16 protein-coding genes are annotated in these 14,554 nt (G+C 74.5%); 1 reads left to right on the forward strand and 15 read right to left on the reverse strand.

What is annotated here, in order from left to right:
• Nucleotides 1-3: 3 nt before the first annotated feature.
• The 3 genes from J3P38_RS00845 to J3P38_RS00855 all read right to left on the reverse strand — a co-directional run bounded on the left by J3P38_RS00845 (nucleotide 4) and on the right by J3P38_RS00855 (nucleotide 1,963).
• Complete coding sequence (locus J3P38_RS00845; protein ID WP_210437807.1) at nucleotides 4-192, reverse strand: hypothetical protein; 189 nt, start codon at nucleotides 190-192, stop codon at nucleotides 4-6.
• 132 nt (nucleotides 193-324) lie between these two features.
• The gene (locus J3P38_RS00850) at nucleotides 325-1,209 is read right to left on the reverse strand and encodes an NAD(P)H-hydrate dehydratase (protein ID WP_210502388.1); all 885 of its coding nucleotides are present in this window, start codon (nucleotides 1,207-1,209) and stop codon (nucleotides 325-327) included.
• Nucleotides 1,202-1,963: a histidine phosphatase family protein gene (locus J3P38_RS00855; protein ID WP_210437813.1), complete on the reverse strand. Its 762-nt coding sequence runs from the start codon at nucleotides 1,961-1,963 to the stop codon at nucleotides 1,202-1,204. Before J3P38_RS00855 ends, J3P38_RS00850 begins: the two co-directional genes overlap by 8 nt.
• A 118-nt stretch (nucleotides 1,964-2,081) precedes the next feature.
• On the opposite strand from J3P38_RS00855, the gene ligD reads away from it, so the two are divergent.
• Complete coding sequence (ligD, locus tag J3P38_RS00860; protein WP_246855602.1) at nucleotides 2,082-3,653, forward strand: non-homologous end-joining DNA ligase LigD; 1,572 nt, start codon at nucleotides 2,082-2,084, stop codon at nucleotides 3,651-3,653.
• Here ligD and J3P38_RS00865 read toward each other — a convergent pair.
• The 12 genes from J3P38_RS00865 to J3P38_RS00920 are packed head-to-tail and all read right to left on the reverse strand — an operon-like array spanning nucleotide 3,646 to nucleotide 14,488.
• A complete protein-coding gene (locus J3P38_RS00865; protein WP_210502390.1) occupies nucleotides 3,646-4,506 on the reverse strand; it encodes a PhzF family phenazine biosynthesis protein in 861 nt (286 codons plus the stop codon). The two genes, ligD and J3P38_RS00865, sit on opposite strands and share 8 nt — an antisense overlap.
• Nucleotides 4,507-4,542: 36 nt before the next feature.
• On the reverse strand, nucleotides 4,543-4,992 hold the full coding sequence (locus J3P38_RS00870; RefSeq protein ID WP_210502391.1) for a type II 3-dehydroquinate dehydratase: 450 nt from the start codon (nucleotides 4,990-4,992) through the stop codon (nucleotides 4,543-4,545).
• On the reverse strand, nucleotides 4,989-6,098 hold the full coding sequence (gene aroB / locus J3P38_RS00875) for a 3-dehydroquinate synthase (protein ID WP_210502392.1): 1,110 nt from the start codon (nucleotides 6,096-6,098) through the stop codon (nucleotides 4,989-4,991). The genes J3P38_RS00870 and aroB overlap by 4 nt, the downstream gene beginning before the upstream one ends.
• Nucleotides 6,095-6,595 (reverse strand): shikimate kinase, encoded by a 501-nt coding sequence (locus J3P38_RS00880; protein WP_210502393.1) that lies wholly within the window; start codon nucleotides 6,593-6,595, stop codon nucleotides 6,095-6,097. Before J3P38_RS00880 ends, aroB begins: the two co-directional genes overlap by 4 nt.
• Nucleotides 6,592-7,770: a chorismate synthase gene (gene aroC / locus J3P38_RS00885; protein ID WP_210437824.1), complete on the reverse strand. Its 1,179-nt coding sequence runs from the start codon at nucleotides 7,768-7,770 to the stop codon at nucleotides 6,592-6,594. Before aroC ends, J3P38_RS00880 begins: the two co-directional genes overlap by 4 nt.
• Before the next feature lie 12 nt (nucleotides 7,771-7,782).
• The gene (locus tag J3P38_RS00890; RefSeq protein WP_210502394.1) at nucleotides 7,783-8,508 is read right to left on the reverse strand and encodes a prepilin peptidase; all 726 of its coding nucleotides are present in this window, start codon (nucleotides 8,506-8,508) and stop codon (nucleotides 7,783-7,785) included.
• Nucleotides 8,505-9,338: a shikimate dehydrogenase gene (locus J3P38_RS00895; protein WP_210502395.1), complete on the reverse strand. Its 834-nt coding sequence runs from the start codon at nucleotides 9,336-9,338 to the stop codon at nucleotides 8,505-8,507. The genes J3P38_RS00890 and J3P38_RS00895 overlap by 4 nt, the downstream gene beginning before the upstream one ends.
• Before the next feature lies 1 nt (nucleotide 9,339).
• Entirely contained in the window at nucleotides 9,340-10,497 is a 1,158-nt protein-coding gene (mltG, locus tag J3P38_RS00900) for an endolytic transglycosylase MltG (RefSeq protein ID WP_210502397.1), read from the reverse strand.
• Nucleotides 10,490-10,957: a Holliday junction resolvase RuvX gene (ruvX, locus tag J3P38_RS00905; protein ID WP_210502398.1), complete on the reverse strand. Its 468-nt coding sequence runs from the start codon at nucleotides 10,955-10,957 to the stop codon at nucleotides 10,490-10,492. Before ruvX ends, mltG begins: the two co-directional genes overlap by 8 nt.
• A gap of 8 nt (nucleotides 10,958-10,965) precedes the next feature.
• Nucleotides 10,966-13,668: an alanine--tRNA ligase gene (gene alaS / locus J3P38_RS00910; RefSeq protein WP_210502400.1), complete on the reverse strand. Its 2,703-nt coding sequence runs from the start codon at nucleotides 13,666-13,668 to the stop codon at nucleotides 10,966-10,968.
• The gene (locus tag J3P38_RS00915; protein WP_210502401.1) at nucleotides 13,668-13,940 is read right to left on the reverse strand and encodes a DUF6167 family protein; all 273 of its coding nucleotides are present in this window, start codon (nucleotides 13,938-13,940) and stop codon (nucleotides 13,668-13,670) included. Before J3P38_RS00915 ends, alaS begins: the two co-directional genes overlap by 1 nt.
• The gene (locus tag J3P38_RS00920; protein WP_210502402.1) at nucleotides 13,940-14,488 is read right to left on the reverse strand and encodes a hypothetical protein; all 549 of its coding nucleotides are present in this window, start codon (nucleotides 14,486-14,488) and stop codon (nucleotides 13,940-13,942) included. Before J3P38_RS00920 ends, J3P38_RS00915 begins: the two co-directional genes overlap by 1 nt.
• Nucleotides 14,489-14,554 lie beyond the last annotated feature (66 nt).

Here is a 14,554-nt window from a genome sequence, read left to right on the forward strand (position 1 = left end):
CCGTCAGCGCGAGACGCGCCGCGGCCGCAGCGTGCTGATGCTGTGCAGCACCGCGTCGCGGCGAGCCGCGCGTACCTCACCGAGCTTGACCTCGCAGGTCCAGCACCGGTCCGTCGCCACGCAGCACGTCGCGTCGCGGACCTCGGCCTCCAGCTGGTCCGCGTGGGCGCTCCTGCTGAGAACGCTTCGCATGACTTCCTCCCCCGACCCCGCACGGTGCGGCGTCTGCGTCGAGTCTGACCGCGGGCGCCGGTGCACCACATCCGCATTACTACCGATGTCTGGACCAGTGCTGTGCCGCGCTGGCGAGGTCGGGCGCGCCGGTCAGGCGTCCGAGCCGGCCAGCCGCGCCAGCAGCCCGGGCAGCTCCCCCGGCAGCTCGCGGGCGAGGTAGCCGACGGGACCGACCCGTCCCGCCAGCTCGTCACCCGCACCGGCGTGCAGGTGGGCGGCCCACACCGCGGCCTGGGCAGGCTCCGCCCCGCGGGCGAGCAGGCCCGCCACGATCCCCGCCTGCACGTCACCGGAGCCGGCGACCCCGAGCCCCGGGTTCCCGGCCTCGACACGCCAGAGGTCGTTCCCGGCCGCGACGACCTTCACCGACCCGCCGCACAGCACGACGGCGTCCGTCCGGCCGGCCAGCTGCGCCGCATGGCCCTCGAGGTCCGACTCGACGTCCTCCTCGTCGGCGCCGAGGCAGCGCGACAGCTCCGTCGGGTTCACCGTCAGCACCACGTCGGCCTCGAGGGCCGCGACGCCGTCGTGGTTGTCGGTGACGTACGCCGTGGCGAGGGCGTCGAGCACGACCCGCCCGCCGAGCCGGGGGACCACCCGCCCGACGAGGGCCGCCGCGGTGTCCGTGTCCGTGAAGCCGGGACCGAGCAGCGCCACACCGGCGCCGTCGGCGAGCTCGACGAGGCCCTCGGTCTCGCCGACGTCGATCGAACCGGACTCGTCCTCCCTCAGCCCGACCACCATCAGCTCGGGCGCGGCCACGGCCAGGGCCGTCGCGCAGGAGGCAGCCGTCGCGAGGCGCACCTTGCCCGCCCCCACGCGGAAGGCGCCCTCGACGGCGAGCAGTCCGGCCCCGGGCGTCGCCCGGCTGCCGGCGACCACGGCGAGGCGGCCGCGGGACTCCTTGTCCGAGCCCGGCTCCGGCAGCGCCCAGTCACGCAGCAGCGCGCCGTCGACCAGCGTCGCGTCAGGCATCGGGGGCCTCCCCCGCCTGGTCGTCCTCGTCGGTCCTCTCCGCCGGGCCGCGCGTCAGGTGCGAGTCGTCGGCAAAGGTCTCGAGCACGAGTCCCTCCGGCCCCCTGCGGTAGCGCGTCAGGGACGCGTTCGGGATCGGCGTGGTCCGGTCGATGTCGAGCAGCGCCGCCTCGTCGAGCCCCTCCAGGGCGTAGCGGAACGACATGATCACCGCCTGGTGCGTGAACAGCCACACCCGCTGGCCGTCGTACCCCTCCCGCAGGTCGGCCAGCAGGCTGCGGATCCGCAGCACCACGTCGGCCCAGCTCTCGCCGGAGGGCGGCTGGTAGTAGAACTTGCCGACGTGGGAGCGGCGCTCGGCCTCCTCGGGATACCTGCCGCGGATCCCCTTGCCGGTCAGCCCGTCGAAGAGACCGAGGTCGCGCTCGCGGAGCCGCTCGTCGAGGAGCAGGTCGATCCCCAGGTCGCCCAGCGCAGCGCGCGCGGTGTCCGCGGCGCGGCGGTAGGGCGAGCTCACCACGAGGTGCGGGCGCTCCTCCTCGGCGATCCCGGCGACCCACCGGCCGAGGGTGCGCGCCTGCTCCTCGCCGTTGGCCGACAGCTCGACGTCCGCGTCGCGCGCCGACAGCTCGAGCCGGTCGGCGTCGGCGTCGCGCGCCTCCGTGTCGGCGATGTTCCCCGCGCTCTCCCCGTGCCGGACCAGCACCAGCTGCTCCGGTCCGCGCCTGCCCTGCAGCACCGCCGTCAGCCCCATCCGCGCCTCCTCGCCGTCAGTCGCAGCCTCCCCGGGCGCGTCGCCCGGACCGTTACCCCGCCGGCCCGTCCCGGATGCGCCCGTCGCATGCCGCTGCGGGCAGGGGGAACAACAGGGCATGGCCGACCCGCTCGACACCTATCGCCGCATGCGGGACTTCGGCCGCACCCCCGAGCCCGCCGGCGAGGTCGCCGCCACGGACGGCGCGGCGAGGTTCGTCGTGCAGCGCCACCGGGCCAGCCGCCTGCACTACGACCTCCGCTTCGAGGTCGACGGCGTGCTGGTCAGCTGGGCGGTCCCCAAGGGACCGACCCTCGACCCGAAGGCGCGACGCCTGGCCATGCACGTCGAGGACCACCCGATCGAGTACCTGGACTTCGAGGGCGTCATCCCCGCCGGGGAGTACGGCGGCGGCGACGTGGTGGTGTGGGACATCGGCACCTGGGAGCCGGTGCGGACCGACGACCCCCGGGCAGCGGTCGAGTCCGGCGAGCTGCACGCGGAGGTCCACGGCCGCAAGCTCCGGGGCCGCCTCGTGCTCGTGCGCCGGGACGGCGACGCGGGCGAGAGCGGCGAGCCCTGGATGCTCCTGCACAAGCGCGACGAGCACGCGGTCGAGGGGTGGGACCCCGAGGACCACCCGCGGTCGGTCCTCAGCGGCCGCACGAACGACGAGGTCCTCGCGGACCCGCACCGGCTCTGGCGCTCGGACGTGCCGGCGGAGGTCGCGGCGATCTCCCTGCTGCCCGACCCGCTGCCCGACGCGGCGATCGACCGGTTGGCGTCGATGGGCACCTCGGGCACGTGGGACGTCTTCGGCCGCCGCCTGAAGGTGACCAACCTCGACAAGGTGCTGTTCCCGGGCGACCCGCCGGTGACCAAGCGCGAGCTGCTGGCCTACACCGCCCGGATCGCGCCGTTCGCGCTGCCCTACCTCGAGGGCCGCGCGCTGAACATGCACCGCTATCCCGACGGCGTGGAGGCCAAGGGCTTCTGGCACAAGGAGCGGCCCAACCACGCACCGGTCTGGCTGGGCGCGTGGGACAACGACGAGGCCGACGAGGGGGAGACGGAGACCTACGTCGTCGCCGACGAGCCGGCCGCCCTGGTGTGGGCCGCCAACTTCGGGGCCCTCGAGTGGCACCCGTGGACGTCGCGGACCGACGCTCCGCACGAGCCGACGTACGCCCTGGTGGACCTCGACCCCGGCACCGCCACGAGCTGGGAGGACCTGCTGGTGCTCGCGCGGCTGCACCGCACCGCGCTCGACCACCTCGGCGTCACGGCCCGCGCCAAGGTGACCGGCCGCCGCGGCATCCAGATCTGGGTGCCGGTCGTCCCCGGCTACACCTTCGACGACACCCGGGCGTGGGTCGAGAAGCTGTCGCGCACGGTCGGCAAGGTGGTGCCGGAGCTCGTCAGCTGGAAGTGGGAGGTCAAGGCGCGCAAGGGGCTCGCGCGGCTGGACTACACGCAGAACGCCATCAACAAGACCCTCGTCGCGCCCTGGTCACCGCGGCCGGCCCCCGAGGCGCCGGTGTCGGTGCCCATCGGGTGGGACGAGCTCGACGACCCGGACCTGCGGCCCGACCGCTGGACCGTGCGCACCGTGCTCGACCGGCTCGCCGAGAAGGGGGACCCGTTCCGGGCGCTGCTGGGCGCGGCGCAGGAGCTCCCGGAGATCAGCTGAGGGGGGTGCGCGCCCCGAGGTCGACCTGGCCCGTGATCCGGGTGACCGCGTCGCCGGACACCCACACGCGCCCCTCGGCCGCCTCGAGCCGGACGCGTCCTTCGCGACCGATCACGCTCCCCTGCCGGGACGTGTACGACGGCGGAAGTGCCCCGGTGCCCACCAGCCACTGCGCGAGGCCGGCGTTGGCGCTGCCCGTCACCGGGTCCTCGACGAAGTCCCGGCCGTCGGCGAAGAACGCGCGCACCTCGACGTCGGCGCCCAGGTCGGCGGCCGCGACGTCGCCCCACCGGCCCAGCACCGTCACCTTCAGGTCGGTGAAGGCGGCGACGTCGGGCACGACGTCCAGGACGGCCTCGGCCGAGCCGAGGTCGACGCCGACCCAGCCGGGACCGTTGTCGATCCACGCCATGTCCTCGACGGCACCGTCCTCGACCCCCAGTGCGTGGACGACCCGGGCCCGCAGCTCGACGTCGACGGGCCCCGAGCGTCGCAGCGGCGGTGCGGCGAAGCCGAGGCGGGGCGAGCGACGTACGTCGACGAGCCCGGCGCCGCACTCCTGCACGACGACCTCCCCGCGGGGCACTCCCCCGGCCTCGAGCCACGCGTGCGCGCTGCCGATGGTCGGGTGCCCCGCGAACGGGAGCTCGCCGCTGGTGGTCCAGATCCGCACGCGGTAGTCCGCCGCCGGGTCGGTCGGCGCGCAGAGGAACGTCGTCTCCGACAGGTTGGTCCAGCGCGCGAACCGCGCCATCTCCTCGTCGCTGACGCCGTCGGCGTCGTGCACGACCGCGAGCGGGTTGCCGAGCCACGGCTCGGCACTGAAGACGTCGACCTGGCGGAAGGGCAGCATCCCGCGATCCAAGCACACGGTCGGCGGCCCGCGGGCTCACCCGTCGGCGGCCACGACCTCGAGCGCCCGGCGGTAGCCGTCGATCCCCTGCCCCGCAATCGTCGTGACAGCGTGCGGCTCGACCACGGAGGTGTGGCGGAACTGCTCCGCCCGCTGCCGGGGGTCGGAGATGTGCACCTCGACCAGCGGCGCGGTCAGCTGGGCGCAGGCGTCCCAGAGCGCGAGCGAGTAGTGCGTCCACGCGCCGGCGTTGAGCACGACCGGCACCGCGTCGTCGGCGGCGGCGTTCAGCCAGTCGAGGAGGTCGCCCTCGTGGTTGGTCTGGCGCACCTCGACGTCGAGCCCGAGCCCGCGGCCCCACTCCACGCACAGGTGGGCGAGCTCGGCGTGGGTCGTCGAGCCGTAGATCTCGGGCTGGCGGCGACCGAGGCGCCCGAGGTTGGGACCGTTGAGGACCAGGACCTTCCTGGCCGGATCCGTGCTCACCGGACGCCCCCGATGGCGGCGTACGCAGCCCGCAGGTCGTCCTCGCTCGGGCCCGCCAGGATCCGCGGCGAGGCGAGGTCGTCGAGGACCACGAACCGCAGCTGCGAGCCGCGCGCCTTCTTGTCGACCTTCATCGCGGCGTGCAGCTCGTCGAACGACGCCGCGTCGTACGTGGTCGGCAGGCCCACGCGCGACAGTGCGGCCCGGTGTCGCTCCACGAGCGCGGGATCGAGCCCGGCGGCGCGGGCGGCCAGCTCCGCGACGTACACGCAGCCGATCGCGACGGCCTCGCCGTGCCGGACGGCGTAGTCGCTCGTGCGCTCGATGGCGTGGGCGAGCGTGTGGCCGTAGTTGAGCACCTCGCGACCCGGATGCCCGTCCCGGCCGCCGGTCTCCCGGAGGTCGCCGACGACGACGTCGACCTTGACCCGGACGGCGCGCTCCACCAGCTCCCGCAGCTCCGGCGAGGACGGCGTGAGGGCGTCGGGGTCGGTGCGCTCGACGACGTCGAGGATCACCGGGTCGGCGACGAAGCCGCACTTGACGACCTCGCCCAACCCGGCGACGAGCTCCGCGCGCGGGAGCGTGTCGAGCAGCGACAGGTCGCAGAGCACGCCGGCGGGCTCGTGGAAGGACCCGACGAGGTTCTTGCCGGCGCCGGTGTTGATGCCGGTCTTGCCGCCGACGGCGGCGTCCACCATGCCCAGGAGCGTCGTCGGCACGTGCACCACCCGTACGCCGCGCAGCCAGGTCGCGGCGACGAAGCCGCCGAGGTCGGTGGTCGCGCCGCCCCCGATGGTCACCACGGCGTCGGACCGGGTGAAGCCCGCCTCGCCGAGCGCCTCCCAGCAGTCGGCGGCGACCGGTGCGGTCTTGGCGCGCTCGCCGTCGGGGAGCCCGAGGGCGAGGACGTCGTAGTGCTCGACCAGCGCGTCGACGACGGGGTCGGCCAGGGCGCCCAGCGCGCCGGCGTACAGCACCGCGACCCGCTCGACGCTCTCCCCGAGCAGTGCGGGCAACCGCGCGCTGAGCCCGTGGCCGACGACGACGTCGTAGGGCGAGGCGCCGCCGACGTGGAGGACGGTGTCGGGTCCGGGCGCGCTCACGGCAGCAGCTCCTCGATGTCGGCGGCGACCTCGGCGGGGGTGCGGCCGTCGGTGTCCACGACGTGGGTGGCGACCGACTCGTAGACGGGGGTGCGCTCGTCGAGCAGCGCCTTGATCCGGGCGCGGACGTTGCCGAGCAGGAGCGGGCGGCCCACGCCGAGCCCGACCCGCTTCACCGCGTCGCCGAGCCCGACCCGCAGGAACACGACCGGCAGGCCCGCGAGCAGCTCGCGGGTCTCCGCCCGCAGCACCGCTCCCCCACCGAGCGCCAGGACGCCGTCGTGCTCCGCGACCGCGGCGGCGACGGCGGCCGCCTCGAACTCGCGGAAGTGCTCCTCGCCCGACTCCACGAAGATGTCGGAGATCTCCCGGCCCGTGCTCGCCTCGATGTCGGCGTCGGTGTCGCGGACGGGCACGCCCCAGGCCTGGCCGAGCAGGGCGGCGACGGTGGTCTTGCCCGCGCCCATCGGGCCGACGAGCACCACGCGCGGGCTCATCGGAACCGGAGGGTGTCGAGGTAGGACGCGGCGTTGCGGCGAGTCTCCTGCACCGAGTCGCCCCCGAACTTCTCCACGACGGCGTCCGCGAGCACCAGCGCGACCATCGCCTCCGCGACGATGCCCGCCGCGGGGACGGCGCACACGTCGGAGCGCTGGTGGTGCGCGACCGCGGCCTCGCCGGTCGCGACGTCGACGGTGCGCAGGGCCTTCGGCACCGTCGCGATCGGCTTCATCGCGGCACGGACGCGAAGCACCTCTCCCGTCGACATGCCTCCCTCGGTGCCCCCGGAGCGTCCCGACGCGCGACGCAACCCCGCGTCGGTCGCCACGATCTCGTCGTGCGCCTGCGAGCCCGGGGTGTCGGCCAGCTCGAAGCCGTCGCCGACCTCCACCCCCTTGATGGCCTGGATGCCCATCAGCGCGCCGGCGAGGCGCGCGTCGAGCCGGCGGTCCCAGTGGACGTGGGAGCCGAGGCCCGGCGGCAGTCCGTGGACGACGACCTCGACGACCCCGCCTAGCGTGTCGCCGTCCTTGTGCGCCTGGTCGATGCGCGCGACCATCGCGGCGCTCGCGCCGGGGTCGAGGCAGCGGACCTCGTCGGCGTCGAGCCGCTCGACGTCCTCGGGCCCGGGCACGAGCCCGGCCGGGGCCTTGACCCCGCCGAGCGCGACCACGTGGGACACGATGCGCGCGCCGACCGCCTGCTCGAGGAAGTTGGCGGCGACGCGGCCGAGCGCGACGCGGGCAGCCGTCTCGCGGGCGGAGGCCCGCTCGAGGATCGGGCGCGCCTCGTCGAAGGCGTACTTCTGCATCCCGACGAGGTCCGCGTGGCCGGGGCGCGGTCGGGTCAGGGGCGCGTTGCGCGCCAGCGCCTCGAGCTCCACCGGGTCGACGGGGTCGGCGGACATGACCTTCTCCCACTTCGGCCACTCGGTGTTGCCGACCTCGATGGCCACCGGCCCACCCTGGGTCTCGCCGTGGCGGACGCCGCCCAGCACGCGGACCTGGTCCTGCTCGAACTTCATCCGCGCCCCGCGTCCGTAGCCGAGGCGCCGACGGGCGAGCGAGTCGGCGAGGTCGTCCGACGTCACGCGCACGTGCGCGGGCAGGCCCTCGAGGATCGCCACCAGCGAGGGACCGTGGGACTCGCCTGCTGTCAGCCATCGGAGCATGGCGTCAGTCTCTCAGCCCCAGATCCGCCCGGCGAGCGCCGTCCCCCAGACGAGACCCACCAGCGCGCCGACGACCATGAAGGGGCCGAACGGGAACGACGTCTTCAGCAGCGTGCGGTCCCGCCGCAGCGCCAGCACCACCAGCGCGGGGACGGTGAAGGCCAGGAACCCCGCCCAGACCCCGATCACCACGGCACCCCAGCCGACCCAGCCGAGCACCAGCCCGACCGGCGCGGCGAGGCGCACGTCGCCGAAGCCGATGCCGCCAGAGCGCAGCGCCCACAGCAGCCAGTAGAACGAGCGGACCGCCACCATCGCCAGCAGCGCACGCACGAGGGCGTCGCGCTCACCGACGGCGACCCCCACGGCCACGACGGCCACGATCGCGGCGCCGGTGGCCGGCAGCACCAGCACCCTCGGCAGCAACCGGGTGTGCCAGTCGATGACCGACAGGGCGACGGCCACCGGGACCAGCGGGACCAGCCACAGCAGCGGCCAGTCCAGGCCGGTGGCGAGCCCGACGAGCGCACCGGCCACGGCCGCCACCAGCGCGCTCCGTGGACCCAGCCCCGGACGCGCGGCGAGGTCGGCGTAGCGCACCTTCGCCGGCTCGGCGTCCGGCTCGGTGTCCGGCTCGGGCACGCGGGCGACGAGCCGCGGCACCAGCAGGCCGCCGAGGCCGGCCAGCAGCGCGGCCAGGACGGCGGCGAGGACGGTGTCGTCCACCAGCCCGCTCACGAGCCGTGCCGCCCGGCGAGGGCCTGCTCGCCGGCCCGGCGCATCACCTCGACCGGCGCCGGCAGTCCGGTGAACAGCTCGAGCTGCAGCGCCGCCTGGTGGACGAGCAGGTCCAGGCCGCCGACGAGCACCCGGTCACCCGGCGCCGACAGCGCGGAGGCGGCCAGCGGGGTCGGCCACGGGTCGTAGAGCGCCTCGAAGACGACCGGGACCCCGGCGCAGCGCGCCACCAGCGCCGCCGTCTGCGCGGCGGCCGGGATGGTCGCGACGACCACGTCGGCGACGACCTCGTCGCCGGCGTCGAGCGGCGACGTGCGCACCTCGACACCGTCGGGGTGGGCGCCGAGCGCCTGCACGGTCTCCGCCGCCCGGGAGGCGTCGCGCACGAGGAGCTCGATCCGCCTGACGCCGAGGTCGGCCAGCGCCAGGCCCACCGACGTCGCGGTCGCTCCGCCGCCCAAGATCGCGGCCGACGCCAGCGGCGCCGACGTGCGCTCCCGGACGGCGGCCGCGGCCCCCGGGAGGTCGGTGTTGTCGCCGAGCCGGCCGCCGTCGTCGTCCAGCACCACGGTGTTGACCGCGCCGGCGAGTCGCGCGCGGTCGGTGAGCCGGTCGACCAGGGGCAGCACCTCACGCTTGAGCGGCATGGTCAGCGACAGGCCCCGCCAGCTGCCGTCGAGGCCGGCCAGGAACGCGGGGAGCCCGCCGGAGGCGACCCGGTGGGCGTCGTAGCCCCAGTCCAGGCCGAGCTCGGCGTACGCCGCCCGGTGCAGGACCGGCGAGAGCGAGTGGGCGATCGGGTCGCCCAGCACGCCGCAGCGCCGCCTCACCTCAGCACGTCTCCGGCGCGTTCTCGCACAGCTCCGCGTCGAACTCGAGGAACTCGTCGTAGGAGTCGGTGAACTTCGTCTCGCCGGTCTCGAGGTCGACGGTCACCCAGAACAGCCACGGACCCTCGGCGGGGTTGGCCGCAGCATCGATCGCGAGCTCGCCGGGCGCCTCGATCGGGGTCGGCGGCAGCCCGGGCCGGGTGTAGGTGTTGTACGGGGTGTCCTGCTGCAGCTGCTCGCTCGTCAGGCCCACGCCGAGGTCCTGGTTGAGGCCGTAGTTGACCGACGCGTCGATCTGCAGCAGCCCGTTGGTGATCCCGTTGTCGGGGTTCTCGAGTCGGTTGTAGATGGCGCGCGAGATCTTGTACATGTCCTCGCCGCGGCCCTCGGCCTCGACCAGCGAGGCGATGATCATCAGCTCGGCCGGCGTGCGACCCAGCTCGGCCGCCCGCTCCTCCAGGTTGGCCGCCTCGGCGGCCTCGCGCCAGCGGTTCACCATCATCTTGAGGATCGCGACCGGCTTCATCCCGGGCTTGATCTCGTAGGTCGCCGGGAAGAGGTAGCCCTCGGCGTTGCCCTCGGCGTAGTCCGGCAGGCCGAGCTTGTCGGGTTGCTGGAGCGCGCGGTTCCACGCGGCCTCCGGGTACTCGGTGTTCGCGCCGAGCGTCTCGACGATCTCCGTGACCCGCAGGCCCTCGGGGATGGTGACCGTGGGGAAGCCGATGAGGTTGTCGGGGTCGACGAGGACCTCGAGGGCGTCGGCGGCCCTCATCTCCTTCTGCAGCTCGTAGGCGCCGACCTGGATCCCGGCGGCGTCGGGCTCCTCGGCGGCGGCGTCGATGAACGCCTGGACCGACGCGGTGACCCCCTCGGCCTTGAGGTTGCGCCCGATCTGGGCGGTGGTGTCGCCCTCGTTGACCGTGAACTCGACCGAGCCGGTCCCGGGCCCCGGGTAGTCCTCGGGCCCCTGGAACTGGTCGGCGACCCACGAGACGCCCTGCGTCAGGGCGACGTAGAAGCCCCCGACCAGGACGACCAGGGCGACCAGCACGGCGACGCAGCCCTTGAGGCCGCGGCCCTTGCGCCGCCGGCCACCCGGGACGTAGTCGTAGTCGTCGAGCTCGTCGCGCTCGCCGGCACGCGCCTCGTGCTCACTCATGTGTCTCCGTCACCTCGACGATCTCTCCGGGCGGCTGTCCGCTCGAGCGTTCCGTGTCGAGCGCAGTCTGCAGGATCAGCACGGCGGCCGCCTGATCCACCACGGCGCGTCGCCTCGCCCCCCGTCGCCCCTGCTCGCGCAGGATCGACTCGGCCGAGACCGTGGTCAGTCGTTCGTCACACAGTCTGACGGGTACGGGCGCGACACGGCGAGCCAGCCTGGCCGCGAGCGCCCGCGCCTTGTCCGCCGCAGGGCCCTCCGAGCCGTCGAGCGAGCGGGGCAGCCCGACGACGACCTCGACCGCAGCCAACTCGTCCGTCAGCTGTGCGAGGCGGCGTACGTCGCCCCGCCCGGCGCGGACGGTCTCGACCGGCGTCGCCAGGAAGCCGGACGGGTCGCTGCTCGCGACGCCGATCCGGGCGTCACCCGGGTCGACCCCCAGCCGCACGCCGAACCGCATCGCCCCGCTCAGCCCTGACCCGCGCGCTCGGCGACCCGGCGCCTCACCAGCTCGAGCGCCTCGTCGATGCGGGAGGCGTCGGAGCCGCCGCCCTGCGCGACGTCGTCCTTGCCGCCGCCCTTGCCGCCGAGCAGCGGGCCGACCGCTCGGACCAGGTCGCCGGCCGACAGGCCACGCGAGCGGGCCTCCTCGTTGGTGGCGGCCACCACCGAGACCTTGCCGTCGGCCTGGCCGATGACGACGACGACCCCGGGCTCGCCGTGCGGGAGGCGACCGCGGACGTCCATGGCGAGGTTGCGCACGTCGCCGCCCCCGGCCCCGTCGGCGCGGTGGGCCACCAGCCGCACCGGGCCGACCTGCGCGGCGCCGGCGGCGAGGTCGGCGCTCGCGCCGAGCAGCTGGGCGAGGCGCGCCTTCTCCAGCTCCTTCTCCGCCGCCCGGAGCCGCTCCGTGAGGCCCTGGACCCGGCTGACCAGGTCGTCGGGCTGGGTCTTGAGCAGCCCGGTGAGCTGGGCCACGACGTCGCGCTCGCGGGCGAGGTAGCCGAAGCCCTCGAGGCCGGTCAGGGCCTCGATGCGCCGGTTGCCGGAGCCGACGCTGGTCTCGCCGGTCACCACCACGGTGCCGATCTGGGAGGAGTGGTCGACGTGGGTGCCGCCGCAGAGCTCGCGCGACCAGGGGCCACCGATCTCGACCACGCGCACCTTCGTGTTGTCGTAGGTCTCGCCGAACAGCGCGATGGCGCCCCACTCCTTGGCCTGGTCGAGGGTCATGTAGTCCCACGACACGGGGAGGTCCGCGCGCAGCGCCTGCTGCGAGACCTGCTCGATGTCACGGACCTGCTGGGGCGTCAGCGCCTGGGTCCAGCCGAAGTCGAGGCGGAGGTAGCCCGGCCGGTTGTAGGAGCCGGACTGCAGCGCGGTGGGGCCGAGCACCTCGCGGAGCGCGGCGTGCACGACGTGGGTGCCGGAGTGGGCCTGCCGGGCACCCGTCCGCCACTCCGGGTCGACCCGGGCGTGGACCTCGCGCGAGGCGTCGAGCTCGCCCTCGAGCACCCGGACCTGGTGCACGACGAGGCCCTTGACCGGGCGCTGCACGTCGATGACCTCGAGGCGGCCTCCGTCGAAGACGATGGTGCCGGCGTCGGCGACTTGGCCGCCGGACTCGGCGTAGAACGGCGTGCGGTCGAGGACCAGCTCGCCGATCTCGCCCTCGGCCAGCCGCGGCACCGACGCACCCCCGCTGAGCAGCGCGAGCGGGCGGGACTCGGTCTCCAGCGTCTCGTAGGCCAGCCACTCGGTCGGGCCGTGCTCGTCGAAGATCCCCCGGTAGACCGCCGTGTCGCCGTGGGCGCCCTTCTTGGCGCGGGCGTCGGCCTTGGCGCGCTCGCGCTGCTCGGCCATGAGGCCGCGGAACCCCTGCTCGTCGACCACGAGACCCTGCTCGGCGGCCATCTCCAGCGTGAGGTCGATCGGGAAGCCGTAGGTGTCGTGCAGCGCGAAGGCCCGCTCGCCCGACAGCGTCGAGCCGCCGGAACGCTTCACCTCGGACGCGGCGAGGTCGAAGATCTGCGTGCCCGCCTGCAGCGTCTTGCGGAAGGCGTCCTCCTCGGCGAAGGCGACCTGCGAGATGCGGGGCCAGTCGGTGAGGAGGTTGTCGTAGGTCTGCCCCATGACGTCGCGCGACACGGGCATCAGCTCGGGGAGCACCCGCTCCTCGCACCCGAGCAGCCGCATGGAGCGCACGGCGCGGCGCAGCAGCCGGCGCAGGACGTAGCCGCGGCCGTCGTTGCCGGGGGTGACGCCGTCGCCGATGAGCATCATGGACGACCGGACGTGGTCGGCGACCACGCGGAAGCGGACGTCGTCGGCCGGGTCGGCGCCGTACTTCCTGCCCGTCATCTCCTCGGCCCGCGCGATGACCGGGTAGACGACGTCGATCTCGTACATGTTCGCCTTGCCCTGCAGCAGCAGCGCGACGCGGTCGAGGCCCATGCCGGTGTCGATGTTCTTCTTCGGCAGGGAGCCGGAGATGTCGAAGTCGGACTTGGAGCGGACTGCGCTGAGCTCGTCCTGCATGAACACCAGGTTCCAGATCTCCAGCAGCCGGTCCTCGAGCTCGACCGGCATGTCGGGCCCGAGCGTCGCCGGGTCGAAGTCCGGACCCCAGTCCGGGCCGCGGTCGTAGAGGATCTCCGAGCACGGGCCACCGGGACCGGGCACGCCCATGGACCAGTAGTTCTCCTTCGGGCCGAGCTGGACGATGCGCTCGCGCGGCAGGCCGGTGACCTTCATCCAGTAGCCGATGGCCTCCTCGTCGCCGACCAGCACCGACGGGTACAGGCGGTCGACGTCGAGGCCGAACCCGCCCTCCTCGACCGGCGTGGTGATCAGGCTCCAGGCGAGCTCGACGGCACCTTCCTTGAAGTAGTCGCCGAACGAGAAGTTGCCGCACATCTCGAAGAACGTGCCGTGCCGGGTCGTCTTGCCGACGTCCTCGATGTCCGGGGTGCGCACGCACTTCTGGATGCTGGTCGCGCGGTCGTAGGGCGGCGTCTCCTGGCCGAGGAAGTAGGGCTTGAACGGCACCATGCCGGCCGGGACGAACAGGAGGTTCGGGTCGTCGGCGAGCAGCGAGGCGGAGGGCACCACGGCGTGTCCGGCGGCCTCGAAGTGCGCGAGGAAGCGGCGGCGGATCTCGGCGGTGTCCATCAGTGCGGGTCCTTCTGCGGGTCGTCGGTCGGGGTGCGAGCGGTGAGCTCGGGTAGTCCATGGGGCCGGAGGCCGAGCCGCTCGCGCAACTCGGTTTCGCGTTCGGCACGGCCCTGCTGGACCTCCTCGGCGAAGAGTCGTGCGCCGGCCCGCCAGCCACGGACGCGGTCGCGCACGCCGTCGGCGGTCAGCGCCTCGGCGGCGCGGCGGGCTCGGGCGGCGGCGTACACGCCGACTCCGGCGCCGGCGACGAACCAGAGTGGTCGACCCATCAGGCGACGTCCTCGTCGACCGCGGCGGGGCCGGCCTCGCCGCGCAGCGCCTCGCGCTCGCGCGCGCGGAACTCGCGCAGCGCCTGCTTCATCTCCGCGCGGCGCCCGCGGCCGGCCCGCTTGGCCTCCTGGCGGACCTCGAAGCGGATGCGGTTGCGCGTCTCCGGCGCGAGGGCGCGGCGCAGGCCGTGGGTCCAGGACGCGGCCTTGACGACGGTCTCGCGCGCCACGATGTCGGCGAACAGCCGGCCGTCGATCGGCGACGCGGGCGGCACTCCGGGGCGTGCGGCGCCGGGCTCGTCGCTCGCGACGGCGTCCGCGCCCACGCCGGTGATGACGTACGCGCTCGCCGCGGGCTCCGCGGCGGCCGTCGGGGACGGGCGCTCGGCCGGGGCCTCGACCGCCGCGAGCCGCTCGCTCACGGAGGCGGCGTGCGCCTCGGCGCGGCGGGCCCGGGCGTGCGAGCGCAGTGCGACGAGGAGCGCGACCAGCGCGACGCCGAGCGCTGCTGCGCACGCCGCGACCAGCCACACCTGCTCCGAAGTCACCGGGACACCCTATAAGTCGCCGCGCAGAGCATGGAGCGGTCGGTCGGGAGGTGGCCGGGGCGCCCC

The sequence above is a fragment of the Nocardioides xinjiangensis genome, from assembly GCF_017916455.1.
Taxonomy (GTDB): Bacteria; Actinomycetota; Actinomycetes; order Propionibacteriales; family Nocardioidaceae; genus Nocardioides; species Nocardioides xinjiangensis.